Source organism: Streptomyces sp. NPDC008121 (assembly GCF_042957155.1).
Taxonomy (GTDB): domain Bacteria; phylum Actinomycetota; class Actinomycetes; order Streptomycetales; family Streptomycetaceae; genus Streptomyces.
Genome location: NZ_JBIBHT010000001.1, coordinates 1,125,890 through 1,151,442 on the forward strand (window position 1 = coordinate 1,125,890; position 25,553 = coordinate 1,151,442).

The following is a 25,553-nucleotide window of genomic DNA, read 5'->3' on the forward strand; positions in this document are numbered from 1 at the left end:
CCGGGTAGCCTGCGGCCATGTTCGTTCTGGAATTGACCTACACCGCCCCCGTCGAGCGGGTCGACCCGCTGCTCGACGCGCACATCGCCTGGCTCGACGCACAGTACGCGGCCGGGGTGTTCATCGCCTCCGGCCGCAAGAACCCGCGTGACGGCGGGATCATCCTCGCCGCCGGGGTCGACCGCGAGCGGATCGAGAAGATCGCCGCGGCCGACCCCTTCACCGTCGAGGGCGTGTGCGCGTACCGGATCACGGAGTTCTACGCGACGAAGACGGCGCCCGAACTCGCTCCGTATCGGGAGCAGTTGCCGTCCTAGGGCGTGTCAGGTCGGCCGAGGCGGGCGATCCTGCCCTTCTCCCCCGACGCCCAGCACGCGCCGTCCCGTGTGCAGTCGACGGTGTCGAAGGAGCCGGTGTCCACCGTCCGCCAGGTCCTGCCGCCGTCGGTCGTCAGGTCCGTGCCGGTCGGGCCGACGGCGAGCGCGGCCTGTCCGCCGCGCCCGGGCCGTCCGGCGGAGGGCAGCCAGGCGACGCCCGAGCGGTAGGCGGGCGGAGGCGTCGCGGAGGGCCGCCAGGTGCGTCCGGCGTCGCCGGTCACCGCCGCCGCCCGCGGTGAGGGCTGGCCCGTGCGGTAGTCCCCGCCGACCGCGATCCCGTGCGTACGGTCGCGGAAGGCGAGCCCGAACACGCCCCGCGCCGGATCGCCCGCCGCGACGGTCGACTCGGCGACGGTCCAGGTCAGACCACGGTCGGCGGAGTGCAGCACCCGCGCCGTGCCCCCGCCGCCCGTCGCCAGCCACACGTCCCTGGGGCCGGACGAGACCAGACACTGGCCGCTCGCCGCGAACCCCGCCTCCCCCGGCAGCGCCGCGGGCATGCCCCGGTCGGGGAGCACCGTCCAGGAGCGGCCGCCGTCGCGGGTGGACAGGATGCGGTACTTCCCGTCGACGGGGTCGCTCATCGCCAGGCCGTGGCGACGGTCGAAGAAGGTCATGCAGTCGTAGAAGGCCCGCGGATCGGTGTTCCGGAAGGACTCCGTCCAACTGGCGCCGCCGTCCTCGGTACGGAAGACCCGTGAGGCCTCCCCCTCGCCGATGGCCAGCACCACCGCGCGCCGGGCGTCGAACGCCTCCACGTCGCGGAACTCCAGCTCCCCGGCACCGGGCGGGGACACCGCGCGCCAGCTCCGGCCGCCGTCGGTGGTCCGCAGCACCGTGCCCTTCGAGCCCGCGGCCCAGGCCGTCCGGCGGTCCACCGCCGCGAGCCCCCGGAACCGGGCGTCCGTACCGGTCGGCGTGAGCTGCCAGCCGCCGGGGGCGCTCGCGGCCCCCGGGGCCGGTGGGGCCGTGGGGGTCTCCCCGGCCCGCGCCGGGACCGCCAGGGTGAGGGCCAGCGCCACCCCGATCAGCCCCACCGACATCGTTCGTCTCGTCTTCCCCATGGACGTCATGGCGCCGGAAGCTAGCCCACCCCGCAGACCCCGTCCAGGGCGCCTCCCGGCCACCGGCCCGTCGGACACGGGCCCCGGGCCGCGGCCCCGGCCGTCCCGGAGCGGTGACACAGCTCACGTGACCCCCCGGTGCACGTTCCGGCCCGATCGTTCGTCTTTCCCAGTGTCAGGGAGACTTCCCTTGCTTCTCAGGGAGACGTCAGGAACCGAAGCCGCGCGACAGGAGCTGGCCTTGTCCACCGTCATCGAGCAGGCCGTCGAGGCCCGTCTGGTCGCATCCGCTCCCCGGATGGAGACCGTCCCCGCCACACTGCGCTACGACCGCGAGGACCCCTACGCGGTCAGCATGGCGTTCCCGCCGCCCGCGACGCTGGAGGGCGTCGAGGTGTCGTGGGCGTTCGCGCGCGAGCTGCTGGCCGAGGGCGTCGAGGGGCCGGCCGGGGTCGGGGACGTCCGCGTGCGTCCGTACGGCTACGACCGCACCGTCGTGGAGTTCCACGCTTCGGAGGGCGTCGCCGTCCTCCACATCCGCACCTCGGAGCTGCGCCACTTCCTGGAGCGCGCCCGGCACCTGGTGCCCCCGGGGCGCGAGCACCAGTACCTGGACTGGGACCGTGACCTGATGGAGCTGCTGGAGGGGTAGGGCGGCACGCGGGGCGACCGCCCGCGTAAATCGTTTGCCCCCCGTTTTCGACCGGCGTACCGTCCTGACCTGTTCGTGTCGTCGCCCGATCGGAGAAGGCCGTTGCTCGTCTGAGTTCGAGACACCGTGCCGCGCGCGCCTCACTGTGCCGCGTGTGCCGTCCTCGACCTCGGCGTACGAGCCTGCCTTCGGCGCGCGCTCCCCGGTGTCTCACCCGTTGCCCCAGCCCACGCTCATGCAACCGGGAGGCCCCCATGGCGACCCATCCCACCTTCATCACCTGCTCTTCCCTCTCCTTCTCGTGGCCGGACGGCACCGAGGTCCTCGACGACTTCCGGCTGGTGGTCGGACCCGGCAGGACCGGTCTGATCGGTCTGAACGGTTCCGGGAAGTCCACCCTCCTGAAGCTCGTCGCCGGCGAACTGACCCCCACCGAGGGCACGGTCAGGACGGTCGGCGAGGTCGGCTACCTCCCGCAGAACCTCGTGCTCGACACGACCTTCCGCGTCGACCAGGCCCTCGGCATCGACCGGACCCGTGCCGCGCTCCACGCCATCGAGGCCGGCGACCCGGCCGAGGAGCACTTCGCGGCGGTCGGCGACGACTGGGACGTCGAGGAGCGCGCCCTCGCCGCTCTCGATCAGCTCGGCCTGGGACACATCGGCCTCGACCGGACCATCGGCGAGGTGTCGGGGGGCGAGTCCGTGCTGCTCAGGCTGGCAGCGCTGCTGCTGGCCCGGCCCGACGTCCTGCTGCTCGACGAGCCGACCAACAACCTCGACCTGCACGCGCGGCGGCGGCTGTACGCCGCCGTGGAGGCCTGGTCCGGGGTCCTGGTCGTGGTCAGCCACGACCGTGAACTCCTGGAGCGGGTGGACCAGATCGCCGATCTGCGCGACGGGGAGGTGGCCTGGTACGGCGGCGCGTACTCCGCGTACGAGCGGGCCCTCGCGGCCGAACAGGAGGCGGCCGAACGGATGGTGCGCGTCGCCGAGGCCGACGTACAGCGGCAGAAGCGTGAACTGTCCGACGCACACCTGAAGTTGGCCCGGCGCAAGCGGTACGCGCAGAAGAGCGCGCAGAACAAGGTCGTCCCGAAGATCGTGGCGAACAACCGCAAGAGCGAGGCCCAGGTCGCGGCCGGCAAGCACCGCGCCCTGCACTCCGAGCGGCTCGACGCGGCGCGGGAACGCCTCGACGCGGCGGTGGAGGCGGTACGGGACGACGACGAGATCCGGATCGAGCTGCCGCGCACGACGGTCCACCCGGGCCGGGAGGTGCTCACCCTGACCGGCCTGGAGCTGCGCCACGGCGCGCGGATCCGGGGCGTGTTCGATCTGCGCGGACCCGAACGGATCGCGTTGGTCGGCCGGAACGGCTCCGGCAAGACGACGCTGCTGCGGACCGTCGCCGGGGAGATCCCGCCGGTCGGCGGCGAGGCGGTGGCCCACGTGCCGCTGCGCTTCCTGCCCCAGCGGCTCGACGTCCTGGACGACGAGCTGAGCGTGGTGGACAACGTCGCCCGGTTCGCGCCGACGGCGACGGCGAACACGATCCGGGCGCGGCTCGCGCGGTTCCTCTTCAAGGGGGCGCGGGCGGAGCAGCCGGCGGGCACGCTCTCCGGCGGGGAGCGGTTCCGCGCGACGCTGGCGGCGCTGCTGCTCGCCGAGCCGGCGCCGCAGCTGCTGATGCTGGACGAGCCGACGAACAACCTCGACATGGCGAGCGTCCGCAAGCTCACGGCGGCGCTGGAGGCGTACGAGGGCGCGCTGATCGTGGCGAGCCACGACGTGGCGTTCCTGGAGTCGATCGGCATCACGCGCTGGCTCCTCCTCGACGGCGAGCTCCGCCCGACGACGGCCGAGGCCGTCCGGGACGGCCTCCTGCACGCGGAGCCGGAGCCGGCTCCGGCGGAGGACCCGGAGGAGCGGGAGGCGCACCTCACGCGGGAGTGAAGCGGAGGCCGGCGAGGCGCGGGCGGGGGCTCCCGGGGAGGAGTCCTCGCCTGCGCTGTGTAGCCGGGATCACACCGGCGGGGCGCGGCCGAACCGGCGTGACCTGCCTCTCCGGCGACCGGCCGGTACCTGCACACATAACGGAACGTAACCGGACATCGCTGAGACGGGCTTGGCCGACCGCCTTACGGAGCCTTAACCTACGGTTTCGTAACCTACGAATGCGTAGGTATTTCGTCCCCTTTTCCCCGTCCCCAGGAGTCACCCGTGACGCTCACCTCTCCCCACCTCGACAGCTCGACGGGGTGGACGGACGCCCGTTTGCTGTACGCGCTGGAAGAGGTCGTGGAGAAGGAGCTCAACCGGCACCTCAAGGTCACCAAGGACTGGATGCCGCACGAGTACGTCCCGTGGTCCGACGCTCGGAACTTCCCCGGTTTCTTCGAGGACGCCGAGGCCTGGGACCCGTCCCAGTCCAAGGTCACCGACATCGGCAAGATCGCCCTCGTGGTGAACCTGCTGACCGAGGACAACCTGCCCAGCTACCACCACGAGATCGCCAGCCTCTTCGGCCGCGACGGCGCCTGGGGCACCTGGGTGCACCGCTGGACCGCCGAGGAGGGCCGTCACGGCATCGTGATGCGCGACTATCTGCTGGCCTCCCGCGCCGTGGACCCGGACAAGCTGGAGCAGTTCCGGATGGCGCACATGAGCGAGGGCTTCGAGTCGGACAACCGCCACTCGATGCTGCACTCGGTCGCGTACGTCGCCTTCCAGGAGCTGGCCACCCGCATCTCGCACCGCAACACCGGCCATCAGTCCGGCGACCCGGTCTGCGACCGGATGCTGGCCCGGATCGCCACCGACGAGAACCTGCACATGGTCTTCTACCGCAACCTCCTGGGCGCGGCCTTCGAGCTCGCCCCCGACCTGACCATGCAGGCCGTGCGGGACGTCGTCGTGAACTTCCGGATGCCCGGACACGGCATGCCGGGCTTCGAGCGGGCGGCCGCGCAGATGGCGATCGGCGAGATCTACAACATGCGCATCCACCACGACGACGTGCTGCAGCCGGTGCTCCGCTTCCTCAAGGTCCTCCAGATCGACGGCCTCGGCCCGGAGGGCCTGAAGGCCCAAGAGGAGCTGGGGCTCTACATGAACGGCCTGGACAGCGAGGCGAGCAAGTTCGACGAGCGGCTCGCCGCCCGCAAGGCCCGCATGGCGGCCCGCGCCGCCGAGTGACCACCGGACCCGCGCGGCGCGCCGGACCCCACAGTCCGGCGCCCGTCCGCGCGGCGGCCGTCCCTGACCACCGCGCCGGTTCGGCGCGGTGGTCAGCGGTGTCCGCGGGAGCCGGGGCCCGCCGGCCCGGTCACCACTCCGCCACGGCGTAGTCCTTGAGGAAGACCCCCGAGAGCGGCTCGCCCGCCTCGCCGCGCACGATCGGGTCGTAGATCCGCGCCGCGCCGTCCACGACGTCCAGCGGGGTGCGGGTGCCCGCGGCGGCGATCCGCGTCTTGCGGGGCGCCGGGTTCTCGTCCGTGATCCAGCCCGTGTCCACGCTGCACATGTGCACGCCCCGCTCGGCGAGTTCGGCGGCGCTGGTCCGGGTGAGCATGTTGAGGGCGGCCTTCGCCATGTTGGTGTGGGGGTGGCCGCCCGTCTTGTTGCGTACGGCGAAGCGCCCCTCGACGGCCGACACGTTCACGATGTAGCGGCGCGGCCGGGGTGACGCCAGGAGCAGGGGCAGCAGCCGGTCGCAGAGCAGGGTCGGGGCGACGGCGTTGACGAGCTGGGTCTCCAGCAGCTCGGCGGCGTCGAGGTCGCCGAGCCGCACGGACCAGGAGTTCGCGGGGGACGGGTCCGGCAGCAGCCCGGCCTCGTCCGGCTCCAGACCGGCCAGGACCGGTACGCGGTCGGCCGACTCGTACCCCGGAGCGGGGATGACCCCCGGTGGCAGCGCCTTCCGCTCCCCGGCGGCGAGCAGGGCGTACGACTCCGGGGGCCTGCGTATCGTCTGGGCGGCGTTGTTGACGAGGATGTCGAGCGGCCGGCCGTCGGCGAGCAGCCGCTCGCACAGGCCCAGGACCTGGCGGGGGTCGCGCAGGTCGATCGCGACGACGGTGAGCCGGTCCAGCCACCCCTCGCTGCCCTCGACGGCCCGGAAGCGGCGCAGGGTGTCGTGCGGGAAACGGCTGGTGACGAGCAGTTCGGCGCCGTCGCGCAGCATCATCAGGGCCAGGTGGAAACCTATCTTCACCCGGCCGCCGGTGAGCAGCGCGCGGCGGCCCGTGAGATCGGCGGAGAGCGCGCGGCGGGCGGTGTTGTCGGCGGCGCAGGGCGGGCAGAGCCGGTGGTAGAAGGGGTCGGCCTGGCGGTAGCCCGCCTTGCAGACGTAGCAGTGGCGGGTCCGGAGGAAGACCCCGGGTGAGCCGTCGGCGGCGGCCGCCAGGGGGGCGTCCTCCCGCCGGTCGAGCGCGCCGGTCGCGGTGCGCGCGCTCAGCGCGGCGTCGGCGGCGGACCGCTCGGCCCTGCGGGCCTTGCGGCGCTTGTTGCGGCTCTCGCGGGCGAAGGTCGCGGCGATCTCCTCGCCGCGCATCCGGGCGGGATCTCCGAGGGGCAGGCTCCGCAGTCTGCCGATCGTGCGGCCGAAAGCGGCCAGCTCCTCGTCCGTGACACGCGTGTGATGGGGCTCCATGGCTGCGTGATCGTAGTGCGGATCATGGCGCCACGGCATCCCGATATCGGCTCGCCCACCAGCGCGGACGACGGCTCCCCCGCCGGTCAGCCCCGGCCGCGCCGCAGCCGGAACCGCTCCTTCTCGGAGAGCCCGCCCCAGACGCCGAACCGCTCGTCGTTCTCCAGGGCGTACTCCAGGCACGCCACCCGCCCCTCGCACGCCCCGCAGAGCTGCTTCGCCTCCCGCGTGGAGGAGCCGGGGGCCGGGAAGAAGAACTCGGGTCCCGCCTGGGCGCACAGGGCGTTCTCCAGCCAGGTCATGTCGGGGGCGTCGGGGGCGGTCCGTACGGTGGTGTCGGTCTGCATGGAGGCCACGCTGCCCGGTGGCCGTAAACAGCCCATCAACGTTCGCTCAATGCGGCGCGCCGGGCCCGGTCAAGGTCTGCCGGAGGAGGTCGGCCGGGCCCCTGGGTGCACGCCCCCTCGGGTCTACGCCCCCGTGACGGCGCGAGCTTCGGGCGAGGTGCCGGAGGCCGACGACCGGGCCGCGGGGGGCGCGGCGGCGGTCCGGGGCCCCGCAAGGACCGTCAGCAGCCTGGCCACCTCCGCCGCCACCGCGTCCCGCGCCGGGCCGAGGTACCGGCGCGGGTCGGCGACCCCGGGGGACGCCTGGAGGTGTTCACGGGCGGTACGGGTGAAGATCTTGTTGAGGTGGGTCGAGATGTTGACCTTGGTCATGCCCGCCGCGACGGCCTCGGTGAGACCCGTGTCGTCGACGCCCGAGGAGCCGTGCAGCACCAAGGGCACGTCGAGCGCGCCCCGCAGCCGGGCGATGAGGGCGTAGTCGAGGACGGCGTCCCGGCTGAGCATGGCGTGCGAGCTGCCGACGGCGACCGCCAGGGCGTCGACGGCCGTCGCCGCGGCGAACGCGCGGGCCTCGTCGGGGTCGGTGCGGACGCCGGGGGCGTGCGCCCCGTCCTTGCCGCCGACCTCGCCCAGCTCGGCCTCGACCCAGACGTCGGCCCGGTGGCACCGCTCGGTGACGGCCCGGGTGGCGGCGACGTTGTCCTCGTAGGAGAGCTTCGACGCGTCGAACATGACGGAGGTGAAGCCGAGTTCGACGGCCTCGGTGACCAGCTCCGGGGACTCGGCGTGGTCGAGGTGGACCGCCACCGGCACGGCGGCCGCCCGGGCGAGGGCGAGGGAGGCGAGCCCGATGGGGGCGAGCGAGCCGTGGTAGCGGGCGGTGTTCTCGCTGATCTGGAGGATGACGGGCAGCCGCGCCCGCTCCGCTCCGGCGACGATCGCCTCGGCGTGTTCGATCTGGACGACGTTGAACGCGCCGACCCCGCCGCGGGTGGCGTGTGCGGGGCCGACGATGTCGTCGGTGGACGTCAGTGGCATGCGGGGTCTCCCCAAGGCGGTGGTGGTGCACCGGCGTCGGCCACCGGTGCCGGGCGGGCGGGCCGGGCGGGCGGGGTCACACGGATTCGGTGCCGAGGATCACGGAACGGGTGAGGTTGCGGGGCCGGTCGGGGTCGTAGCCGCGCGCCTCGGCGAGGTGGACGGCGAGGCGCTGGGCGACGATCAGGTCGGCGAGGGGGTCGAGGGACCGGGCCCCGTCCGCCGAGAGGGAGACGAGGTGGCCGCCGACCCGTGCGATGTCGTCGGCGAGGCCGTCCGGCGCGGGGCCGAACAGCCAGGCGACGCGGCCGGGGCCGGTGATGCTGATCGGGCCGTGGCGGTACTCCATGGCCGGGTACGCCTCGGTCCAGGCCCCGGCGGCCTCGCGCATCTTGAGGCCGGCCTCCAGGGCGAGCCCGTAGGTCCACCCCGTCCCGAGAAAGGTGAACTGCTCGGCGCCGGTGACCGCGTCGCCGAGCGGCAGGTCCAGGGCGAGCCGCGCGTCCTCGATGGCCCGCGCGACCGTGCGCACCCCGGCCGGCAGCGCGTTCTCGGCCTCCAGGTGGGCGCGGAGCAGGACCAGGGCGGTGGTCGCGAACCGGGTCTGCACGACCGACTCCTCGTCGGCGAAGTCGAGGACGGCGACGGCGTCGGCGGCCGTCATGACGGGCGTCGCCGGGTCCGCGGTGACGGCGGAGGTCGCGACGGTGCCCTTGACCTTCGCCAGCAGGTCCAGGACCTCGGTGGTGGTGCCGGAGCGGGTGAGGGCCAGGATCCGGTCGTAGCGGCGGCCGGCCGGGAACTCGGAGGCCGCGAACGCGTCGGTCTCCCCGTGTCCGCCGCTCTCGCGCAGCTGCGCGTAGGCGTGGGCGATGAACCAGGAGGTGCCGCATCCGACGACGGCGACCCGCTCGCCGCGGCGGGGCAGGACGGCGTCGAACGAGCCGGCGGAGCGGGCCGCCTGCGTCCAGGTCTCGGGCTGGGAGGCGATCTCGACGGAGGTGCGGGAGGTCTCGTAGGTGGTCACGCGAAGTCCTTGGGCTCGAAGGGGCGGTGAAGGGCGGATCCCTCAGCATGCTGCGCCACAAACATCGTCAGTGTCAATTGTTGCGCGAAAGTAGGCACTAATAAGCATGTGCGAGCAGATTGGAGGGGCGCGGGTGGGAGGAGGACGGCTACACGGCGTCGGCCGCGTGCGTCTCCTCGACCCTTTCCTCGACGGTGGCTTCCCTCAGGAACCGCTGGTGGACGGCGGTGTCGATGTCACCGGCGACCGGGCAGGGGACCGCGGCGGCAGACAGGGCCACCGCCTGGCGCAGGATGTCCGGCCACCCGGCCCCGGCCGCCAGGCCCGCCGCGATCGCGGCCACGCAGGCGTCGCCGGCGCCCGTCGGATTGCCCGACAACCGCTCCGGGGGCGCCGCCCGCCACGTCCCCTCGGGGGTGATCGCGTGCAGACCGTCGGCGCCGGCCGACGCGACGACCGTCCGGGCGCCCAGGGCCCGCAGGGCCGCGGCGGCCGCCGGGAGGTCGTCGCACCCCGTCGCCGCCGTCAGCTCGTCGGCGTTGGGCTTGATCACGTCGGGCCCGGCCTCCAGCGCCGTGACGAGGGCGGGGCCGCTGGTGTCGAGCACCGTGGCCACCCCGGCCGCCGCGGCCGTGCGGATCAGCCGCCCGTACGCGTCCGCCGGCAGGCCCGGGGGGAGGCTGCCGCTCAGCACGGCCACCCGTACGTCCGCGGCGAGCAACAGGTCGTAATGCCGGCAGAACAGCTCCCACTCGGCGGGGCCCACGTACGGGCCCCGCCCGTTGAAGACGGTGGCGTCGCCGTCGTCGCGCGCGACGACGGCGAGGGTCCGCCGGGAGTCGCCGGCCACGTCGAGGAACGCCTGCCGGACGCCCGCGGCACGCAGCTCCTCGCGGATCAGACGGCCGGTGGGCCCGCCGACGAGCCCTGTCGCGACGGGCCGGTGGCCGAGGGCGGTGAGGACGCGGGCGACGTTCACCCCCTTGCCGCCGGCTCGTTCGTACGCGGTGTCGACCCGGTGGGAGGTGCGGGGCCGCAGGCTGTCGACGCCCCAGGTGATGTCGAGGGCGGTGTTGAGGGTGACGGTGAGGATCACGGCGCGGGGACTCCTGTCCGCTGAGGGGTGGGCGTGTGCCCGGCCGCGCACCAGGCGGCGAGGCCCGCGCCGAGGCAGCCGGCCCGGTCCCCCAGCTCGGCCCGGACGAGGACGGGTGGGCGCTGGAAGGTGAGCCGTTGCTCAAGACCGGCCCGCACGGGGTCGAGCAGCAGGGGGCCCGCTTCGGCGAGGCCGCCGCCGAGCACGATCGACTCCGGTGCCAGCAGGGCCGTGGCGGTCGCCAGCGCGTCCGCCAGCCCGTCGGCCGCCCGCTGCCAGACCGCGCGCGCCATGGGGTCGCCCTGTGCGGCCAGGGCGGCGACATCGGCGGCGCCGGTCACCACCAGGCCGGTGCGCGCGGTGTACGCGGCGGCGACGGCGGTGGCGGACGCCACGGTCTCCAGGCAGCCGGCGCTGCCGCACGGGCAGGGTCTGCCCCCGGGTTCGACGACGACATGGCCGAGTTCGCCGGCGTAGCCGCCGGAGTGGACCGGGGCGCCCTCGCAGACGAGGGCGGCGGCGATACCGGTGCCGATGGCGACGAAGAGCACGTTCCGCGCGCCCCGGACGGCGCCGAGGGCGCGTTCGGCCATGCCGCCCGCGCGCACGTCGTGGCCCAACGTGACGCGCAGCCCGGTGCGTTCCTCCAGGAGGGCGGCGAGGGGGAGGTCACGCCATCCGATGTTCGCCGACCACACGGCCCTTCGCCGTTCGTCGTCGACGATGCCCGGCACCACCACGCCCGCGTGGTGCACCGGCAGGGCCCGCTCGGCGGCCAGCGCGTTCAGGGTGAACAGGGTGTCGGTGATGGCGTCGACCACGGCGAGCGGTCCGTCGGCGCGGGGGGTGCGCCGGTGGACCGTCTCCACCGGCCGCATGCCGTGGTCGAGGACCGCCCCCTTCATACCGGTGCCGCCGACGTCGAGCCCGAGGACGCACCCCTGCGCGGGGGCCTCACCGGACATGGCCGGTCCCGGGCGCGAGGGGGTCCGCGGGGGCGACGGACACCGCGGGGCGGTGGGAGCGGCGCGGGCCGCGTGATCGGCGGGGCCCTCGGTCGGCCTCGCGCCGGGTGTCGGGGGGCGAGAGGTGTCCGGCCAGGGCCGGCGAGCTGCCTCTGTCCATGGGTATCGAACCATCCATGTGATCGAAAATGCGTGATAACTGCGTTTAGCGAGCGACTTCCATCACTTCTCGTGGTGGGAGTATCAGCCGTCAACCCCCCTCCCGTCCAGGGTTCGGGGGCCTGAGGCCGACGCCGTACGGGAATCGCCCCTGGTGCACGCTGTGCGTTCCGCGGCGTTACGATCAGCTCCGCGCACGTCTCCCGAGGGCCCGGCCGCCGGCCGGGCAGGCCGGCATCGACCCTCGGCGCGCGCATCGGAGTTCCAGGGCACGGAGGGGAAGCGGCGGATGTCCAAGCAGGAGCGGTGGAGCAAGCTGCTGGAGCTGCTCGCGGTCGACGGCAAGCTGGAGGTGGAGGGCGCGGCCGCCACGATGTCCGTCTCGCCCGCGACCATACGGCGGGACCTCGACGAACTCGCCGAGCAGCAGCTGCTCGTCCGCACGCGGGGCGGCGCCATCGCGCACGGGGTCTCGTACGAGCTTCCGCTGCGGTACAAGTCCTCGCGGCAGGTCTCCGAGAAGCAGCGCATCGCGAGCGCCGTGGCGGATCTGCTGACCCCGGGGGACGTCGTCGGGCTCAACGGCGGCACCACCACCACGGAGGTGGCGCGGGCCCTCACCCTCCGGGCGGGCGGAGAGGCGGCGGAGCGCGGGGAGAGCGGCTCCGGCCCGAGGTACACCGTCGTCACGAACGCGCTGAACATCGCGAGCGAGCTGGCCGTCCGCCCGCAGTTCAAGATCGTGGTGACCGGCGGCGTCGCACGGCCCCAGACCTACGAGCTGGTGGGCCCGCTGACCCAGGGGGTCCTGAACCAGGTGGTGCTGGACGTCGCCGTGCTCGGCGTCGACGGCGTGGACCCGCAGCTCGGCGTGATGACGCACCACGAGGACGAGGCCGGCATCAGCCGGCTCCTGGCGGAGCGCGCCCGGAAGGTGGTCCTCGCGACGGACTCGTCCAAGATGGGCAAGCGCACCTTCGCCAGGATCTGCGGTCTCGACCGGATCGACGTGCTCGTCACCGACTCCGGCCTCGCCCCCGACATGGCGGCGCGGCTCACCGAGGCGGGCATCGAGGTCATCAGCGTCTGACGCACTTCGCACCTCCCCGCACCTGAAAAGGGCGCCCCCGACCGGGGGCGCCCTCTTCCGTATGCGTCCGTATCCGTCCGTATGGGGTCACGGACCCCGCGCCCTCGCGCCCGCCCGGCCCCCTCGTCGCGCGGGCCCGAGCACGCACCGCGCACTCCCCCGCTCCCGCCGCGCTGCCGACATCGGGCCAGAAGCATCTTTTGCGTAACAAGCCTAGTCCGACACCGCTTGCTTCGTGTTTACTGCACCCACAGCAGATGCTCGTTAATGAGCGAATCCTGCGCGAAAGCGCCAGGTATGAGCAAGCTCCGGATCTGCTGCAGTTCCCGGCCACACGGCCGTGTCGTCTCGACCGGCCAGCAGACAAGGCGGTACTGACCATGAACAAGCGGTTGATCACGGCGGCCTGTACGGGCGTACTCGGCGCCCTCGCCCTCACCGCCTGCGGCAGCGGCGGCGGCGCGTCGGAGAACGGGGAGGTCACCCTGAAGCTGGTCGCGGCCGACTACGGCGACAAGGCCTCGAACAGCTCGACGGCCTACTGGAAGGACGTCGCGCAGCGCTTCACCGCCGCCCATCCGAAGATCAAGGTCGACGTCCAGGTGATCAACTGGAACGACATCGACTCCCAGGTCAAGACGATGATCCAGAGCGGCAACGTCCCGGACGTCCTCCAGACCGGCGGCTACGCCGACAAGGTCGCCGACGACCTGCTCTACCAGGCCGACGAGGTGCTGTCGGAGAAGACCCGCGCCAATCTGATCGACAGCTTCGCCAAGGCCGGCGAGGTCGACGGCACGCAGTACGGCATACCGTTCGTCTCCTCGGCGCGGGCCTTCTTCTACAACAAGACGGTCTTCGCCAAGGCCGGCGTCACCGAGGCCCCGAAGAGCTGGGACGACCTCAAGGCCGCCGCGCAGAAGATCAAGGCCAAGGTCCCCGGCGTCACCCCGTACGCGCTGCCGCTCGGCCCCGAGGAGGCCCAGGGCGAGTCGCTGATCTGGGAGCTCGGCAACGGCGGGGGGTTCACCGACGCCAAGGGCGCCTACACGCTGGACAGCAAGGCCAACGTCGAGGCGTTCGGCTGGCTGAAGTCGAACCTGGTCGCACCCGGGCTCACTTACGCCAACCCCGCGACGACGGACCGCAAGACCGCCTTCGCCGACTTCGCCGCCGGCAAGACCGCGATGCTCAACGGCCACCCGTCCCTGATCCAGATGTCCAAGGACGGCAAGGTCGACTACGGCGTCGCGCCCATCCCCGGCAGGACCGGGGCGCTGACCTCCACCCTCGGCGTCGCCGACTGGATGATGGCCTTCAAGGACAACGGCCACAAGGAAGAGGTCCGTCAGTTCCTCGACTTCGCGTACTCCAAGGAGAACACGCTGAAGTTCGACGAGATGTACAACCTGATGCCCGTCACCAAGGACACGCTCCAGGAGATGACCGGCAACGGCAGGCACAAGGACCTCGAACCCTTCTTCACCCTGCTGCCGAACGCGGTCTTCTACCCGCTGGGCGACACCTCGTGGGACGCCGTCTCGGCGGAGATCAAGAAGAGCGGCGGCACGGCGGTGAACGAACCCGCCAAGGTCCTGGGCGAGCTCCAGAAGAAGGCACAGAAGACGGTCTCCGACCAGTAGGCCCGCGCACCGCACCGTCACGGAAGGCACCTTCGTGTCCAGCACTTCATCCACCGACGGCTCCGGCCGCAAGGGCCGGGGCGGCCTGGCCCGGCTGGGGCCCCTGCCCTGGATCGGTCCGGCCGTCCTGCTCATCGTCCTGGTCGTGCTCTGGCCGGTCTACGAGATGGTCCGCACCTCGTTCCTGAAGATCAGCAGCAGCGGGTTCGTCCGCGGCTCGGCCGGCTTCGACAAGTACACGCAGCTGTTCGAGGAGCCGGCCCTGCCCTCGGTCGTCCTGTCGACCGTGGTGTGGACCCTCGTCGTGGTCACCGCCACCATGGTGATCTCCCTGGCCCTGGCCCAGCTCTTCAACCAGAAGTTCCCGGGCCGCCGCCTCACCCGCTGGGCGCTCATCGCCCCCTGGGCCGCCTCGGTCGTGATGACCGCCATCGGCTTCAAATGGATGCTCAACCAGACCGCCGGCGTCCTCAACACGCTGATGACCGACCTCGGGATCGTCGACGGCCCCAAGGACTGGCTGGGGGACCCCTCCACGGCCTGGCCCTGGATGATGTTCGTCGCCGTCTTCGTCTCCCTCCCGTTCACGACGTACACCCTGCTCGCGGGCTTGCAGACCATCCCCGCCGAGGTCTACGAAGCCGCCCGGGTGGACGGCACCAACACCTGGCAGACGTACCTGCGGATCACCCTGCCCCTGCTGCGGCCCGCGTTCCTCGTCGGCGTCGTCATCAACCTGATCAACGTCTTCAACTCGTTCCCCATCATCTGGAGCATGACCCGCGGCGGCCCGGACAGCGACACCGCCACCACCACCGTGTTCATGTACCAGCTGAAGAACTCCGACATCGGACAGTCCGCGGCGATGTCCGTCGTGAACTTCGCCCTCGTCGTGGTCATGGTCGTCGTCTTCCTCAAGGCCAGCCGCTGGAACCAGGAGGAGAACTGATGGCCCAGCACACCCTCGACCCTACGAAGACCCCCCGGAAGGTCCCGCCCGCCCGCTCCGGCGCGGGCGGCCCGCGGCCCGCCGTGTCCCGGGCCCCCCGCGCCCTGAACCCGCGGACCCTGCTGATCACCGCCGTCGCCTGGCTGCTCGCGGCCCTCTTCCTGATGCCGTACGCGGAGATGGTGATCACCGCGCTGCGGCCGGCGCACGAACTCCGCGACGCCACCTACCTGCCGAACGACTTCCAGTGGGCCAACTTCGTCGACGTCTGGCGGGAGTCCCACCTCGGGGACAACCTGCGGGTCACCCTGCTCGTCGCCGCCGGGTCCACCCTGCTGGTGCTGCTGGTCGCCATCCCGGCCGCGTACTACACCGCGCGCATGAGGTTCCGGGGGCGCAAGCTCTTCCTGCTGCTGGTGCTCATCACCCAGATGTTCCAGCCGACCTCGCTGCTCGTCGGCCTGTACCGCGAGTTCTACCAGCTGGACATGCTCAACTCCGTCTGGACGCTGATCCTCTGCAACGCGGCCTTCAACCTGGCCTTCGCGATCTGGATCCTCACCGCCTACTTCGCCTCCATCCCGGAGGCCCTGGAGGAGTCGGCCATGATCGACGGGCTCGGGCGGGGAGGCGCGCTGCTGCGGATCACTCTGCCGCTCGCCATGCCGGGGGTCGTCACCGCGATGATCTTCACCTTCATCGCGGCGTGGAACGAGTTCGTCATGGGGCTGACGCTCTCGACCATGCCGGAGAACCAGCCGCTGACGGTCGGCATCAACAGCTTCATCGGCAACTACACCGTCCAGTGGAACTACCTGTTCGCCGGTTCGGTCATCGCCATCGTGCCGGTCGTCATCCTGTTCGCGCTGATCGAGCGGAAGGTCGTCTCCGGCCTCACCGCCGGCTCCGTCAAATAGCCACCCGTGAACACGACCGCCAGGTTCTCGATGTCGCCGGCAGACCACGCGTACCTGGACATGAAAGTACGACGTCACCACCCCCTACGGGTGAGCTGGTCCGCCTACGCGCCGGTGCGGCGCTCCTACGAGTGGGACCCGACAACGGCCACCGCCCATACGGACGGCACCGGCTCCATGGTCCCGGCCAGGCAGATCGCCGGCGTCGAGGACTGACTCCGACCGCACCGGCCCCGCGGCGCGAGGCGCGGTCCTCAGTCCGCCGCCTTCCTGGCCCGGCTGGGCTGCACCCGCTTCGGCTCGCCCGGCATCTTGGGGTACTCCGGCGGGTAGGGCAGGTCTCCCAGTCCGTGGTCGGCCTCGTCGCGGCGGGCGAGGTCGAGGAGGGTCTCCAGGCCGAACCGGTGGTCGTCCATGTCCGCGTGGACGTCGCCGGCCTCGGCGTACCGGACCGGCATCGTCTTGATGTCGAAGTCCTCCGGAACGGCGTCGTCGACCTCCTCCCAGCGCAGCGGCGCGGAGACCGGCGCGTGCGGCCGGGGACGTACCGAGTAGGCGGAGGCGATGGTGCGGTCGCGGGCGGTCTGGTTGTAGTCGACGAAGATCTTCTCGCCGCGCTCCTCCTTCCACCACTTGGTCGTGACGCGCTCCGGCATGCGGCGTTCCAGCTCCCGCCCGCAGGCGATCGCGGCCCGGCGGACCTGGGTGAAGGTCCACCGGGGCTCGATCGGCACGAAGACGTGCAGGCCGCGGCCGCCGGACGTCTTGGGCCAGCCGCGCAGCCCGGCCTCGTCGAGGACGGTGCGCAGTTCGTGGGCGGCGCGCACGGCGTCGGCGTAGTCCGTGCCCGGCTGCGGGTCGAGGTCGATGCGCAGCTCGTCGGGGTGCTCGGTGTCGTCGCGCCGGACCGGCCAGGGGTGGAAGGTGACCGCGCCGAGGTTGGCGGCCCAGATGACGGCGGCGGGCTCGGTGGGGCACATCTCGTCGGCGGAACGGCCGCTGGGGAAGGTGATGTGCGCGGTCGGGATCCACTCCGGGAGGTACTTCGGGGCGCGCTTCTGGAAGAACGACTCGCCGGTCACCCCGTCGGGGTAGCGCTCCAGGGTCGTGGGCCGGTTGCGCAGGGCGCGGGTGATGCCCTCGCCGACGGCCAGGTAGTAGGTGACCATGTCGAGCTTGGTGTAGCCGCGCTCGGGGAAGTACACCTTGTCCGGATTGGACACGCGTACGGTCCGCTCGCCGACTTCCAGTTCCACCGCTGCCGCCTTGCCTGCCATGCGTGTCAGCGTAGGGCTCGCCGACAATCCCCGCATACCGGACAATCGACCCATGGATCTGCCGGTGATGCCGCCCGTGAAACCGATGCTGGCCAAGTCGGTGAAGAAGATTCCGCCGGGGATGCAGTACGAGGCGAAGTGGGACGGCTTCCGCGCCATCGTGCACCGCGACGGTCCCGAGCTGGTCATCGGCAGCCGCACGGGCAAACCGCTGACCCGGTACTTCCCGGAGCTGGCCGAGGCGCTGGCCGCCCGGCTGCCGCGGCGGTGCGTGGTCGACGGCGAGATCGTGATCGAGCACGGCGGCCGCCTCGACTTCGACCGGCTCAGCGAGCGGATCCACCCCGCGGACTCGCGGGTGCGGATGCTGGCCGAGAGGACGCCCTCGCGGTTCATCGCCTTCGACCTGCTCGCCCTCGGCGACGAGTCCCTGCTCGACGCGCCGCTGACGGCGCGCCGGGCCGCCCTGGAGGAGATCCTGCGCGGGGTGGACGCACCGGTCCACCTGGCGCCCGCGACGACGGACCCGGAGGTGGCGGCGCGCTGGTTCGAGCAGTACGAGGGGGCGGGCCTGGACGGCGTGATCGCCAAACCGCTGAACGTGCCGTACCGGCCGGACGAGCGGCTGATGTACAAGATCAAGCACGAGCGGACGGCCGACGCCGTGGTCGCGGGATACCGCTTCCACAAGAGCGGGCCGATCGTCGGCTCGCTGCTGCTCGGCCTATACGACGACGCCGGCACCCTCCAGCACGTCGGCGTCTGCGCGGCGTTCACGGCCAGGCGGCGGGCGGAGCTGGTCGAGGAGCTGGAGCCGCTGCGGATGGACCCGCCCACCGGGCACCCCTGGGCGATGTGGACCGAGGAGTCCGCCCACGAGGGGGCGCGGCTGCCGGGGGCGCCGAGCCGCTGGTCGGGCAAGAAGGACCTGTCCTGGGTGGCGCTGCGGCCGGAACGGGTCTGCGAGGTCGGCTACGACCACATGGAGGGCGACCGGTTCCGCCACACCGCGCAGTTCAAGCGATGGCGCCCGGACCGTACGCCGGAGTCCTGCGGGTACGCCCAGCTGGAGGAGCCCGTGTCGTACGACCTGTCCGAGGTGCTGTCGGCGTCGGAGACGTAGGCGCAGGCGTAGACGGAGGCGTCAGGGGGTGCGGAAGGGGCGCAGGGGGTGCGGGGCGGGGGCGCGGGGCGCACGGATCGGCGGTCTGGCGACCCGTCAAGCGGCGGGAAAGCAAGGTGAGATGCTTCACATTCCCCCTTGATCGAACTGTCGCCGGATGCGGAATCCCGTCTCGCTGTTCGACGAACGTCCGGGCGGCCGGGGCCGCCGGCCCGGCGCGAAGATCGCCCCGCGCGTCACACACCTGCGGGAACGTCCCGCGCCACCCGTCCGCCCCTCCGGCGCGCCCGCCGGGACCCGGCCCGCACACCGCGCCGAGCGACTCGCGGACCGTTGCCCGCCGGAGACATCCCCGTCGACGGACCCTCATCCTCATCCGGTACGTATGTAGGGAGACCCCACCTCCGCACCGGACCCACAAGGACTGACCAGTGATCACCTCGCCCTCGCGCCTCGTTCCCGTCCCGATCCCCGACCGTGTGGCCGCGATGATCGGTTCCTGCCTGCCGCTGCACGTCCTGCAGGCGGAGGTCGACGCCGACAGCGCGGCGCGCGAGGTGTACCGGTTCCGCGGGCCGCTCTGCGCGGAGGACCGGGCGGACCGCGAGCACGCCCTGTCGACGCTGGCCCGCGCCAACAAGATCCTGGCCAAGCACCACCCGCTGCTCCCGGTGGGCCCGATGTGACGTCCCCGCGCCGTCGGGCGCGGCCCGGTGCGCGTCCGGGGCTCCACCGGACGCGAGAGCCGTAGCGACCGCCGGTACGACCGCCGGGGCCCGTACCGGTTCGGCGGTCCCCCGCATGCGTGGCCCGGCGGCCGGTGTGAGGCTGCCAGAGTGACCACCCGCAGCGAAGCCGCGCCCGCGCCCCCGGCCACCGGGCCCCCCGTGCTCGACGGACGCCGTCGCAACATCGTCTTCGGCACGATCATGCTCGGCGTGCTCCTGGCCGCGCTGGACCAGACGATCGTCGGCACCGCCCTGCCGACGATCGTCTCGGACCTGGGCGGCGCGGCCCACATGTCGTGGGTGGTCACCGCGTACCTGCTGGCCGAGACGGTGGCGACCGTCCTGGTCGGGAAGTTCGGCGACCTCTTCGGCCGCAAGCTGATCTTCCAGATCTCCGCGATCGTCTTCATCACCGGTTCGTTCCTCTGCGGCCTGGCCACCAACATGACGCTGCTGATCGCCTGGCGCGGTCTGCAGGGCATCGGCGCCGGCGGTCTGATGGTCACCTCGATGGCGCTGATCGCCGATGTGATCCCGTTGCGCGAACGCGGCAAGTACCAGGGCGCGATCGGGGCGGTCTTCGGCGTCTCCACCGTCATCGGCCCTCTGCTCGGCGGTCTCTTCACCGACCACCTGACCTGGCGCTGGGCGTTCTACGTCAACGTGCCGATCGCGATCCTCGTCGTCATCGCCGCCGCCCGCACCATCCCCTCCGTACGGTCGGCCGGCCGCCCGGTCATCGACTACGCCGGCATCGCGCTGGTCGCCGTCGGCTCCAGCGCCCTGATCCTGGCGACGAGTTGGGGCGGCAACGAGTACGCCTGGGGCTCCCCCGTGATCATCGGGCTCTTCGCCGGCGGTCTGGTCGCGCTGGCGCTCTTCTGCCGGGTGGAGACCCGGGCTGCGGAACCGATGCTGCCCATGCGGCTGTTCGCGAACCCGGTCTTCACCGTCTGCTCGGTGCTGAGCTTCGTCGTCGGCTTCGCCATGCTCGGCGCGATGACCTTCCTCCCGACGTACCTCCAGTACGTCGACGGGGACTCCGCCACCGTCTCCGGCATCCGGACCCTCCCCATGGTCGTCGGTCTGCTCATCGCCTCGATCTTCAGCGGCAACGTGGTGAGCAAGACCGGCCATTACCGGATCTTCCCGATCCTGGGCTGCGCGGTGATGGGTCTCGGCCTGTTCCTGCTCTCCCTGATGGGCACGGACACCGGCACGTGGTGGGAGTCGCTGTTCATGTTCGTGCTGGGGGTCGGCATCGGTCTGTGCATGCAGGTGCTGACGATCGCGGTGCAGAACACCGTGGAGTACTCCGACCTCGGCACCGCCACCTCGGGCGTCACCTTCTTCCGTACGCTCGGCAGCGCCTTCGGCACGGCCGTCTTCGGGACGATCTACGCCAACGCGCTGCGGCCCCACCTGGCGGAGGGGACCGGCGCCGCGGCAGCGGTCCCCGGCGCACCGGACCCGTCCGTCGTCACCGGGGCCGCCCAGAGCCCGGCCGGGCTGCACGGGCTGCCGGACGAGGTGGCGGCGCCGATCGTCCAGGCGTACGCGGACACCCTCCACACGGTCTTCCTGTGGACGGTGCCGGTCGCCGCCGTCGGCTTCGTCGTGTCGCTCTTCCTCAAGCAGGTGAAGCTGCGGGACACGGCCCGGGCCTCGGCCCCCGACATGGGCGAGGGCTTCGCCTCCCCGACCACCTCGGGCGACTCGGCGAAGCTGCTGGAGCTCTCCGTCGGCCGGATCATGCGCAAGACCGACCTGGACACCGCCCGGCGGGTCGTCGCCGGCTCCGACACCCGGCTCGACCCGGCGGGGGCGTGGGCGGTGATGCAGGTCGAGCTCTTCACGCGGATGGTCGGGCACGCGAGCCTCGGCCTGATCTCGGCGGGGCGCCGGCTGCCTCCGGAGGTGCTGCTCCCGGTCTTCGACCGGATGGTGGACGAAGGGTTCCTCACCCGGGACGGCACTCTGCTCTCGCACACCCCGGCGGGCCGGCGCGAGGCCGACATGATCACCCACGCCTGGTCGGACTGGCTGACCGCCCGGATCGAACAGGAACGCGGCCGCCCGAGCGGACCGGAACTGCGGGCGGCAACGGACGCGATCGCCAAGAAGCTGGTGGCGGAGGACCTCGCGAACGGCTTCCCCCCGGGCCGCCGCACACCGTCGGACGTCACGACCGGCTGAACGGGGCCGCGAGGGTCACTCCTCGCCGAGGAAGTCTCCGTCGACGTACACCCACGCCCCCTCGTGGCGGGTGAAGCGGCTGCGCTCGTGGAGGGTGCCCGGGGCGCCGGCCTGGGTGTAGCGGGCGAGGAAGGTCACCGTGCCCCACTGGTGGAACGCCGTGCCGTCGGACGTCGCGCGGATCTCCAGGCCCGTCCAGCGCAGGGACGGATCGAAGTCCACGGCGGCGGGGCGGGTCTCCGGCGCCCAGGTGCGCAGCAGGTACGCCTCGTCGCGGACGACGAAGGCGCAGTAGCGGGAGCGCATGAGGAGTTCGGCCGTGGGGGCCGCCGGGGTCATGGTCTTCCCCGCGGAGTGGAAGCGGCCGCAGCACGCTCCGTACGCGGCGGCGAGCCCGCAGGGGCAGGGCGCGTCCGGGGTCACGGACGGTGCGGCCGGGGTGGACTTCTTCGGGCGGGTGGCGCGTCGGGACATGCGCCCATTGTGTCCCGGGACGGGAGGGGCGGGATCGCGCCATGTGTACGGGCGGGCCCGCGCGACGCTTCCGGGGGCCGACGGGCGCCCGTATGCTCCTGCGCCGGACATCAGGGTTACCACCGGTAAAGGGGTTGGGGCATGGAGCGTGGGTCACGTTCACGTCGGACCTTCGTCGCGGGGGCGGCCGCCGTCACCGGCGGGGTCGCGCTCGGCGCCGTACCGGCCGCAGAGGCGCGGGCGCAGACAGCGGCGACCCGGTCGGGCACGCGGGCACCGGCCTCCGTCGCCGTCCTCGGCGGCGGGGTCGCGGGCCTCACCGCCGCCCACGAACTGGCCGAGCGCGGCTTCCGTGTCACCGTCTACGAACGCCGGGCGCTGGGCGGCAAGGCCCGCTCCATGGACGTCCCCGACAGCGCGCGCGGCGGCCGGCGGCCGCTCCCCGCCGAACACGGCTTCCGCTTCATCCCGGGCATCTACCACAACCTGCCGGACACGATGCGGCGCATCCCCTTCCCCGGCAACCCCCACGGCGTCTGGGACAACCTCGTCGCCCCCGCCGAGATGGCCTTCGCCCGCACCGGCCGCGAGGACCTGCGCATCCCGCTCCCCTGGCCGGGCCACCGGCCGGCCGAGCTGACCCTCGACGAGATCCGCCGCGCGCTCACCGCGCTCCTGGAGACCGCGAGTTCCATCCCGCTCCACGAGGCGGCGTACTTCGTCAACCGCTTCCTCGTCTTCCTCACCAGCTGCGACGAGCGCCGCGACCAGGCGTGGGAGCGGACCCCCTGGTGGGAGTTCCTGCGCGCCGAGCGGATGAGCTACGACTACCAGCGCATCCTGGCCGTCGGACTGACCCGCAACATCGTGGCGACCAAGGCCGAGGAGGCCAGCACCCGCACGGTCGCCACCCTCCTGGAGGCCTTCGCCTTCAACGCCCTGGGACGCGGCGCCGACGGACCCCTCGACCGGATCCTGAACCTGCCCACGAACGAGGCCTGGATCGACCCGTGGGTCGCCCATCTGACCTCGCTCGGCGTGGAGTTCCGCGTCGGCTGGACCGTACGGGAGATGGCGTACGACGCCGGGGCCGGGCGGATCTCCGCCGCGGTGATCGAGGACCCGCAGGGGGCCCGCCGACAGGTGACCGCCGACCACTACATCTCCGCGATGCCGGTGGAACACGCCCGGCGGACCTGGGGCGCCGCCCTGCGCGCCGCGGACCCGCAGCTGGCGCGGTGCGACCGGCTGGAGACCGACTGGATGACGGGCATCCAGTTCTATCTGACCGAACGCGCCCCGCTGCTCGCCGGCCACGCCAACCTCATCGACTCGCCCTGGTCCCTGACCTCGATCCAGCAGGCCGGCCACTGGCCGTCCCGGCACTTCCCGGCCGACTACGGCGACGGGGCCGTCGTCGACTGCCTCTCGGTGGACATCTCGGAGTGGGACCGGCCGGGCATCCTCTACGGCAGGACCGCCAAGCAGTGCACCCGCGCCGAGGTCGCCCGGGAGGTGTGGGCGCAGCTGAAGGCCGCCTTCAACGACACCGGCCGTACGGTCCTGAAGGACGGCGCCCTGCACTCCTGGTTCCTCGACCCCGGCGTCGACGGCCTCGGCACCCCGAACCCGACCAACGAGGACCAGCTCCTGATCCACCCGGTCGGCACCTTCCACAACCGCCCGCGGGCGGCGACGGCGGTCCCGAACTTCTATCTGGCCGGCGACTACGTGGCCGTGGACATCGACCTGGCCACGATGGAAGGTGCGAACGCCTCGGCCCGCCAGGCCGTCAACGCCCTGCTGGACCGTACGCACTCCCCCGCCGCCCGGTGCGCGGTGAAGCCGCTCTTCCGCGCCCCGGAGCTGGAGGGTCTCAAGCGCCACGACCGGCTGCGCTACCGACTGGGCCTGCGCAACGCCCTCGACGTGGGCTGATCCCGCCCGGCCCGGGGAGCCGCGAGCCCCGTGCGCCCCGCCTCAGGGCCGGTAGCGCAGCGGATGCTCCTCGGGCACCTCCACGACGGCGATCCGGACCCCGTCGGGGTCCGCGAGCCACATCTCGACCAGGCCCCAGGGTTCGGTCACCGGCTCCCGCAGCACCTCCACGTCCTTGCCCCGCAGCTCCTCGCGGACCGCGCGCACATCGGCGACCTGCATCCAGAGCCGCAGCTCGGGCGGTTGTGTCGGTGCGGCGGCGGCCCGGCCGGACACCTCCAGGAACCCGCCGCCGAGGAAGTAGACCGTCCCCCGCTCGGGGCCGGTGCCGAACTCGCGGTACACCGCAAGCCCGAGCGTCTCGCCGTAGAAGCGGCGGGACCGCTCGGGATCGGCCGGACGAAGCAGAATCCTGCTGCTCAGTACATGCATCCGAGTAGCGTACGACCATGAAACTGACGATTCTCGGAGGCGGCGGATTCCGGGTGCCGCTCGTGTACGGCGCCCTGCTCGGGGACCACGCGGAGGGCCGGGTCGACCGCGTGACGCTGTACGACCTCGACGCCGGCCGGCTCTCGGCCGTCGCCCGGGTCCTCGCCGAGCAGGGGGCCGGGGTGCCGGACGCCCCCGAGGTCACCGCGACCACCGATCTCGACGAGGCGCTGCGCGGGGCCGACTTCGTCTTCTCGGCGATCCGGGTCGGCGGCCTTGAGGGGCGGGCCGCCGACGAGCGGATCGCGCTCGCCGAGGGGGTCCTCGGCCAGGAGACGGTCGGCGCGGGCGGGATCGCGTACGGGCTGCGGACCGTACCGGTCGCCTCGCACATCGCGCGGCGCGTCGCCGAACTGGCCCCCGACGCCTGGGTCATCAACTTCACCAACCCGGCCGGGCTGGTCACCGAGGCGATGTCCCGGATCCTCGGCGACCGGGTGATCGGCATCTGCGACTCCCCCGTGGGCCTCGGCCGCCGGGTGGCCCGCGTCCTCGGCGCCGACCCGGACGAGGCCTGGATCGACTACGCCGGCCTCAACCACCTCGGCTGGCTGCGCGGCCTGCGCGTCGGCGGCCACGACGTCCTGCCCCGGCTGCTCGCCGACGAAGAGGCCCTCGGCTCCTTCGAGGAGGGCCGGCTGTTCGGCCCGGAGTGGCTGCGCACGCTGGGCGCGATCCCCAACGAGTACCTGCACTACTACTACTTCAACCGCGAGGCGGTCCGCGCCTACCGGCAGGCGGAGAGGACCCGCGGCGCATACCTCCGCGAGCAACAGGCCGGTTTCTACGAGGAGATGGGCAAGCCGGACACGCCCGCCCTGGCGACCTGGCGGCGTACCCTCGCCGACCGCGAGGCGACCTACATGGCGGCCAACCGGGAGGCGGCGGGCGTCGGCGAGCGCGACGAGGACGATCTGGAGTCGGGAGGCTACGAGAAGGTGGCGCTGGCCCTGATGCGGGCCATCGCCCGCAACGAGCGGGCCACGCTGATCCTCAACGTCCGCAACCGCACGACCCTGTCGGTGCTGGACGCGGACGCCGTCGTCGAGGTCCCCTGCTTCGTGGACGCGGCCGGCGCCCATCCGGTCTCCGTCTCCCCGCTGCCGTACCACGCGGTGGGCCTGGTGACGGCGGTCAAGGCGGTCGAACGCGAGGTGCTCGCCGCGGCGGAGAGCGGGTCGAGGGGGACCGCGGTCAAGGCGTTCGCGCTGCATCCGCTGGTCGACTCGGTGTCCGTGGCGCGTCGGCTGGTCGACGGATACACCGCCGAGCACGCCGGACTCGCCTACCTCCGGCGCTGATCCGTACGGCCGACGAACGTCTTTACGCCCCCGGGGGCACGGCATAC

At 72.5% G+C, this 25,553-nt stretch carries 24 protein-coding genes; 14 read left to right on the forward strand and 10 right to left on the reverse strand.

The genetic code is table 11. The annotated features are described in order from the left end of the window. Positions 1-17 precede the first annotated feature (17 nt). Complete coding sequence (locus tag ACFZBD_RS04765) at positions 18-317, forward strand: YciI family protein (protein ID WP_391135288.1); 300 nt, start codon at positions 18-20, stop codon at positions 315-317. On the opposite strand, the gene ACFZBD_RS04770 is transcribed toward ACFZBD_RS04765, so the two are convergent. Further along, the gene (locus tag ACFZBD_RS04770) at positions 314-1,450 is read right to left on the reverse strand and encodes a WD40/YVTN/BNR-like repeat-containing protein (protein ID WP_391135291.1); all 1,137 of its coding nucleotides are present in this window, start codon (positions 1,448-1,450) and stop codon (positions 314-316) included. The two genes, ACFZBD_RS04765 and ACFZBD_RS04770, sit on opposite strands and share 4 nt — an antisense overlap. A 232-nt stretch (positions 1,451-1,682) precedes the next feature. On the opposite strand from ACFZBD_RS04770, the gene ACFZBD_RS04775 reads away from it, so the two are divergent. The 3 genes from ACFZBD_RS04775 (at position 1,683) to ACFZBD_RS04785 (ending at position 5,290) form a co-directional block, all read left to right on the forward strand. After that, positions 1,683-2,093, forward strand: a complete 411-nt coding sequence (locus tag ACFZBD_RS04775) for an SsgA family sporulation/cell division regulator (RefSeq protein ID WP_391135294.1) — start codon at positions 1,683-1,685, stop codon at positions 2,091-2,093. Positions 2,094-2,347: 254 nt separating this feature from the next. Further along, positions 2,348-4,048 (forward strand): ATP-binding cassette domain-containing protein, encoded by a 1,701-nt coding sequence (locus ACFZBD_RS04780; RefSeq protein WP_391135297.1) that lies wholly within the window; start codon positions 2,348-2,350, stop codon positions 4,046-4,048. A gap of 267 nt (positions 4,049-4,315) precedes the next feature. Further along, a complete protein-coding gene (locus tag ACFZBD_RS04785) occupies positions 4,316-5,290 on the forward strand; it encodes an acyl-ACP desaturase (protein ID WP_391135300.1) in 975 nt (324 codons plus the stop codon). Between the two features lie 130 nt (positions 5,291-5,420). Here the strand turns inward: ACFZBD_RS04785 and ACFZBD_RS04790 are convergent, their stop codons facing one another. The 6 genes from ACFZBD_RS04790 to ACFZBD_RS04815 form a co-directional block, all read right to left on the reverse strand. Further along, on the reverse strand, positions 5,421-6,746 hold the full coding sequence (locus ACFZBD_RS04790) for an SDR family oxidoreductase (RefSeq protein ID WP_391135303.1): 1,326 nt from the start codon (positions 6,744-6,746) through the stop codon (positions 5,421-5,423). A gap of 86 nt (positions 6,747-6,832) precedes the next feature. After that, on the reverse strand, positions 6,833-7,093 hold the full coding sequence (locus ACFZBD_RS04795; protein ID WP_391135306.1) for a WhiB family transcriptional regulator: 261 nt from the start codon (positions 7,091-7,093) through the stop codon (positions 6,833-6,835). Between the two features lie 123 nt (positions 7,094-7,216). Further along, positions 7,217-8,131, reverse strand: coding sequence for a ketose-bisphosphate aldolase (locus ACFZBD_RS04800; RefSeq protein ID WP_391135309.1), 915 nt, complete (start codon positions 8,129-8,131; stop codon positions 7,217-7,219). A gap of 76 nt (positions 8,132-8,207) precedes the next feature. Continuing rightward, the gene (locus ACFZBD_RS04805; RefSeq protein WP_391135313.1) at positions 8,208-9,158 is read right to left on the reverse strand and encodes an SIS domain-containing protein; all 951 of its coding nucleotides are present in this window, start codon (positions 9,156-9,158) and stop codon (positions 8,208-8,210) included. Positions 9,159-9,306: 148 nt separating this feature from the next. Beyond that, positions 9,307-10,254 carry a hexose kinase gene (locus ACFZBD_RS04810; protein ID WP_391135316.1) on the reverse strand — a complete coding sequence of 316 codons (948 nt, stop codon included), beginning with the start codon at positions 10,252-10,254 and terminating at the stop codon, positions 9,307-9,309. Then, on the reverse strand, positions 10,251-11,219 hold the full coding sequence (locus ACFZBD_RS04815) for an ROK family protein (RefSeq protein ID WP_391135319.1): 969 nt from the start codon (positions 11,217-11,219) through the stop codon (positions 10,251-10,253). The genes ACFZBD_RS04810 and ACFZBD_RS04815 overlap by 4 nt, the downstream gene beginning before the upstream one ends. Before the next feature lie 448 nt (positions 11,220-11,667). Here ACFZBD_RS04815 and ACFZBD_RS04820 point away from each other — a divergent pair, with 448 nt between their 5' ends. The 5 genes from ACFZBD_RS04820 (at position 11,668) to ACFZBD_RS04840 (ending at position 16,193) form a co-directional block, all read left to right on the forward strand. Continuing rightward, a complete protein-coding gene (locus ACFZBD_RS04820; protein ID WP_391135322.1) occupies positions 11,668-12,468 on the forward strand; it encodes a DeoR family transcriptional regulator in 801 nt (266 codons plus the stop codon). Between the two features lie 380 nt (positions 12,469-12,848). Further along, complete coding sequence (locus ACFZBD_RS04825; RefSeq protein WP_391135325.1) at positions 12,849-14,111, forward strand: extracellular solute-binding protein; 1,263 nt, start codon at positions 12,849-12,851, stop codon at positions 14,109-14,111. 34 nt (positions 14,112-14,145) lie between these two features. Beyond that, a complete protein-coding gene (locus ACFZBD_RS04830; RefSeq protein WP_391135328.1) occupies positions 14,146-15,060 on the forward strand; it encodes an ABC transporter permease subunit in 915 nt (304 codons plus the stop codon). Then, positions 15,060-15,977, forward strand: coding sequence for an ABC transporter permease subunit (locus tag ACFZBD_RS04835; protein ID WP_391135331.1), 918 nt, complete (start codon positions 15,060-15,062; stop codon positions 15,975-15,977). The genes ACFZBD_RS04830 and ACFZBD_RS04835 overlap by 1 nt, the downstream gene beginning before the upstream one ends. A 6-nt stretch (positions 15,978-15,983) precedes the next feature. Continuing rightward, entirely contained in the window at positions 15,984-16,193 is a 210-nt protein-coding gene (locus ACFZBD_RS04840; RefSeq protein ID WP_391135334.1) for a hypothetical protein, read from the forward strand. 38 nt (positions 16,194-16,231) lie between these two features. Here ACFZBD_RS04840 and ligD read toward each other — a convergent pair whose 3' ends face one another. Beyond that, on the reverse strand, positions 16,232-17,254 hold the full coding sequence (ligD, locus tag ACFZBD_RS04845) for a non-homologous end-joining DNA ligase (protein ID WP_391135337.1): 1,023 nt from the start codon (positions 17,252-17,254) through the stop codon (positions 16,232-16,234). Positions 17,255-17,306: 52 nt separating this feature from the next. Here ligD and ACFZBD_RS04850 point away from each other — a divergent pair, with 52 nt between their 5' ends. From ACFZBD_RS04850 to ACFZBD_RS04860, 3 genes are all read left to right on the forward strand, one after another. Further along, entirely contained in the window at positions 17,307-18,377 is a 1,071-nt protein-coding gene (locus ACFZBD_RS04850) for an ATP-dependent DNA ligase (protein WP_391135339.1), read from the forward strand. Positions 18,378-18,865: 488 nt separating this feature from the next. Further along, positions 18,866-19,063 carry a hypothetical protein gene (locus ACFZBD_RS04855; protein ID WP_391135963.1) on the forward strand — a complete coding sequence of 66 codons (198 nt, stop codon included), beginning with the start codon at positions 18,866-18,868 and terminating at the stop codon, positions 19,061-19,063. Positions 19,064-19,213: 150 nt separating this feature from the next. Further along, positions 19,214-21,301, forward strand: a complete 2,088-nt coding sequence (locus ACFZBD_RS04860) for a DHA2 family efflux MFS transporter permease subunit (protein WP_391135342.1) — start codon at positions 19,214-19,216, stop codon at positions 21,299-21,301. A 15-nt stretch (positions 21,302-21,316) separates the two neighbouring features. On the opposite strand, the gene ACFZBD_RS04865 is transcribed toward ACFZBD_RS04860, so the two are convergent. Then, a complete protein-coding gene (locus ACFZBD_RS04865) occupies positions 21,317-21,775 on the reverse strand; it encodes a YchJ family metal-binding protein (RefSeq protein ID WP_391135345.1) in 459 nt (152 codons plus the stop codon). A 141-nt stretch (positions 21,776-21,916) separates the two neighbouring features. Here ACFZBD_RS04865 and ACFZBD_RS04870 point away from each other — a divergent pair, with 141 nt between their 5' ends. Beyond that, positions 21,917-23,713 carry an FAD-dependent oxidoreductase gene (locus tag ACFZBD_RS04870; protein WP_391135347.1) on the forward strand — a complete coding sequence of 599 codons (1,797 nt, stop codon included), beginning with the start codon at positions 21,917-21,919 and terminating at the stop codon, positions 23,711-23,713. Between the two features lie 42 nt (positions 23,714-23,755). Here the strand turns inward: ACFZBD_RS04870 and ACFZBD_RS04875 are convergent, their stop codons facing one another. Then, complete coding sequence (locus tag ACFZBD_RS04875; protein ID WP_391135350.1) at positions 23,756-24,145, reverse strand: VOC family protein; 390 nt, start codon at positions 24,143-24,145, stop codon at positions 23,756-23,758. Between the two features lie 17 nt (positions 24,146-24,162). Between ACFZBD_RS04875 and ACFZBD_RS04880 the strand changes: the two genes are divergently transcribed. Continuing rightward, the gene (locus ACFZBD_RS04880) at positions 24,163-25,506 is read left to right on the forward strand and encodes a 6-phospho-beta-glucosidase (RefSeq protein WP_391135353.1); all 1,344 of its coding nucleotides are present in this window, start codon (positions 24,163-24,165) and stop codon (positions 25,504-25,506) included. Positions 25,507-25,553 lie beyond the last annotated feature (47 nt).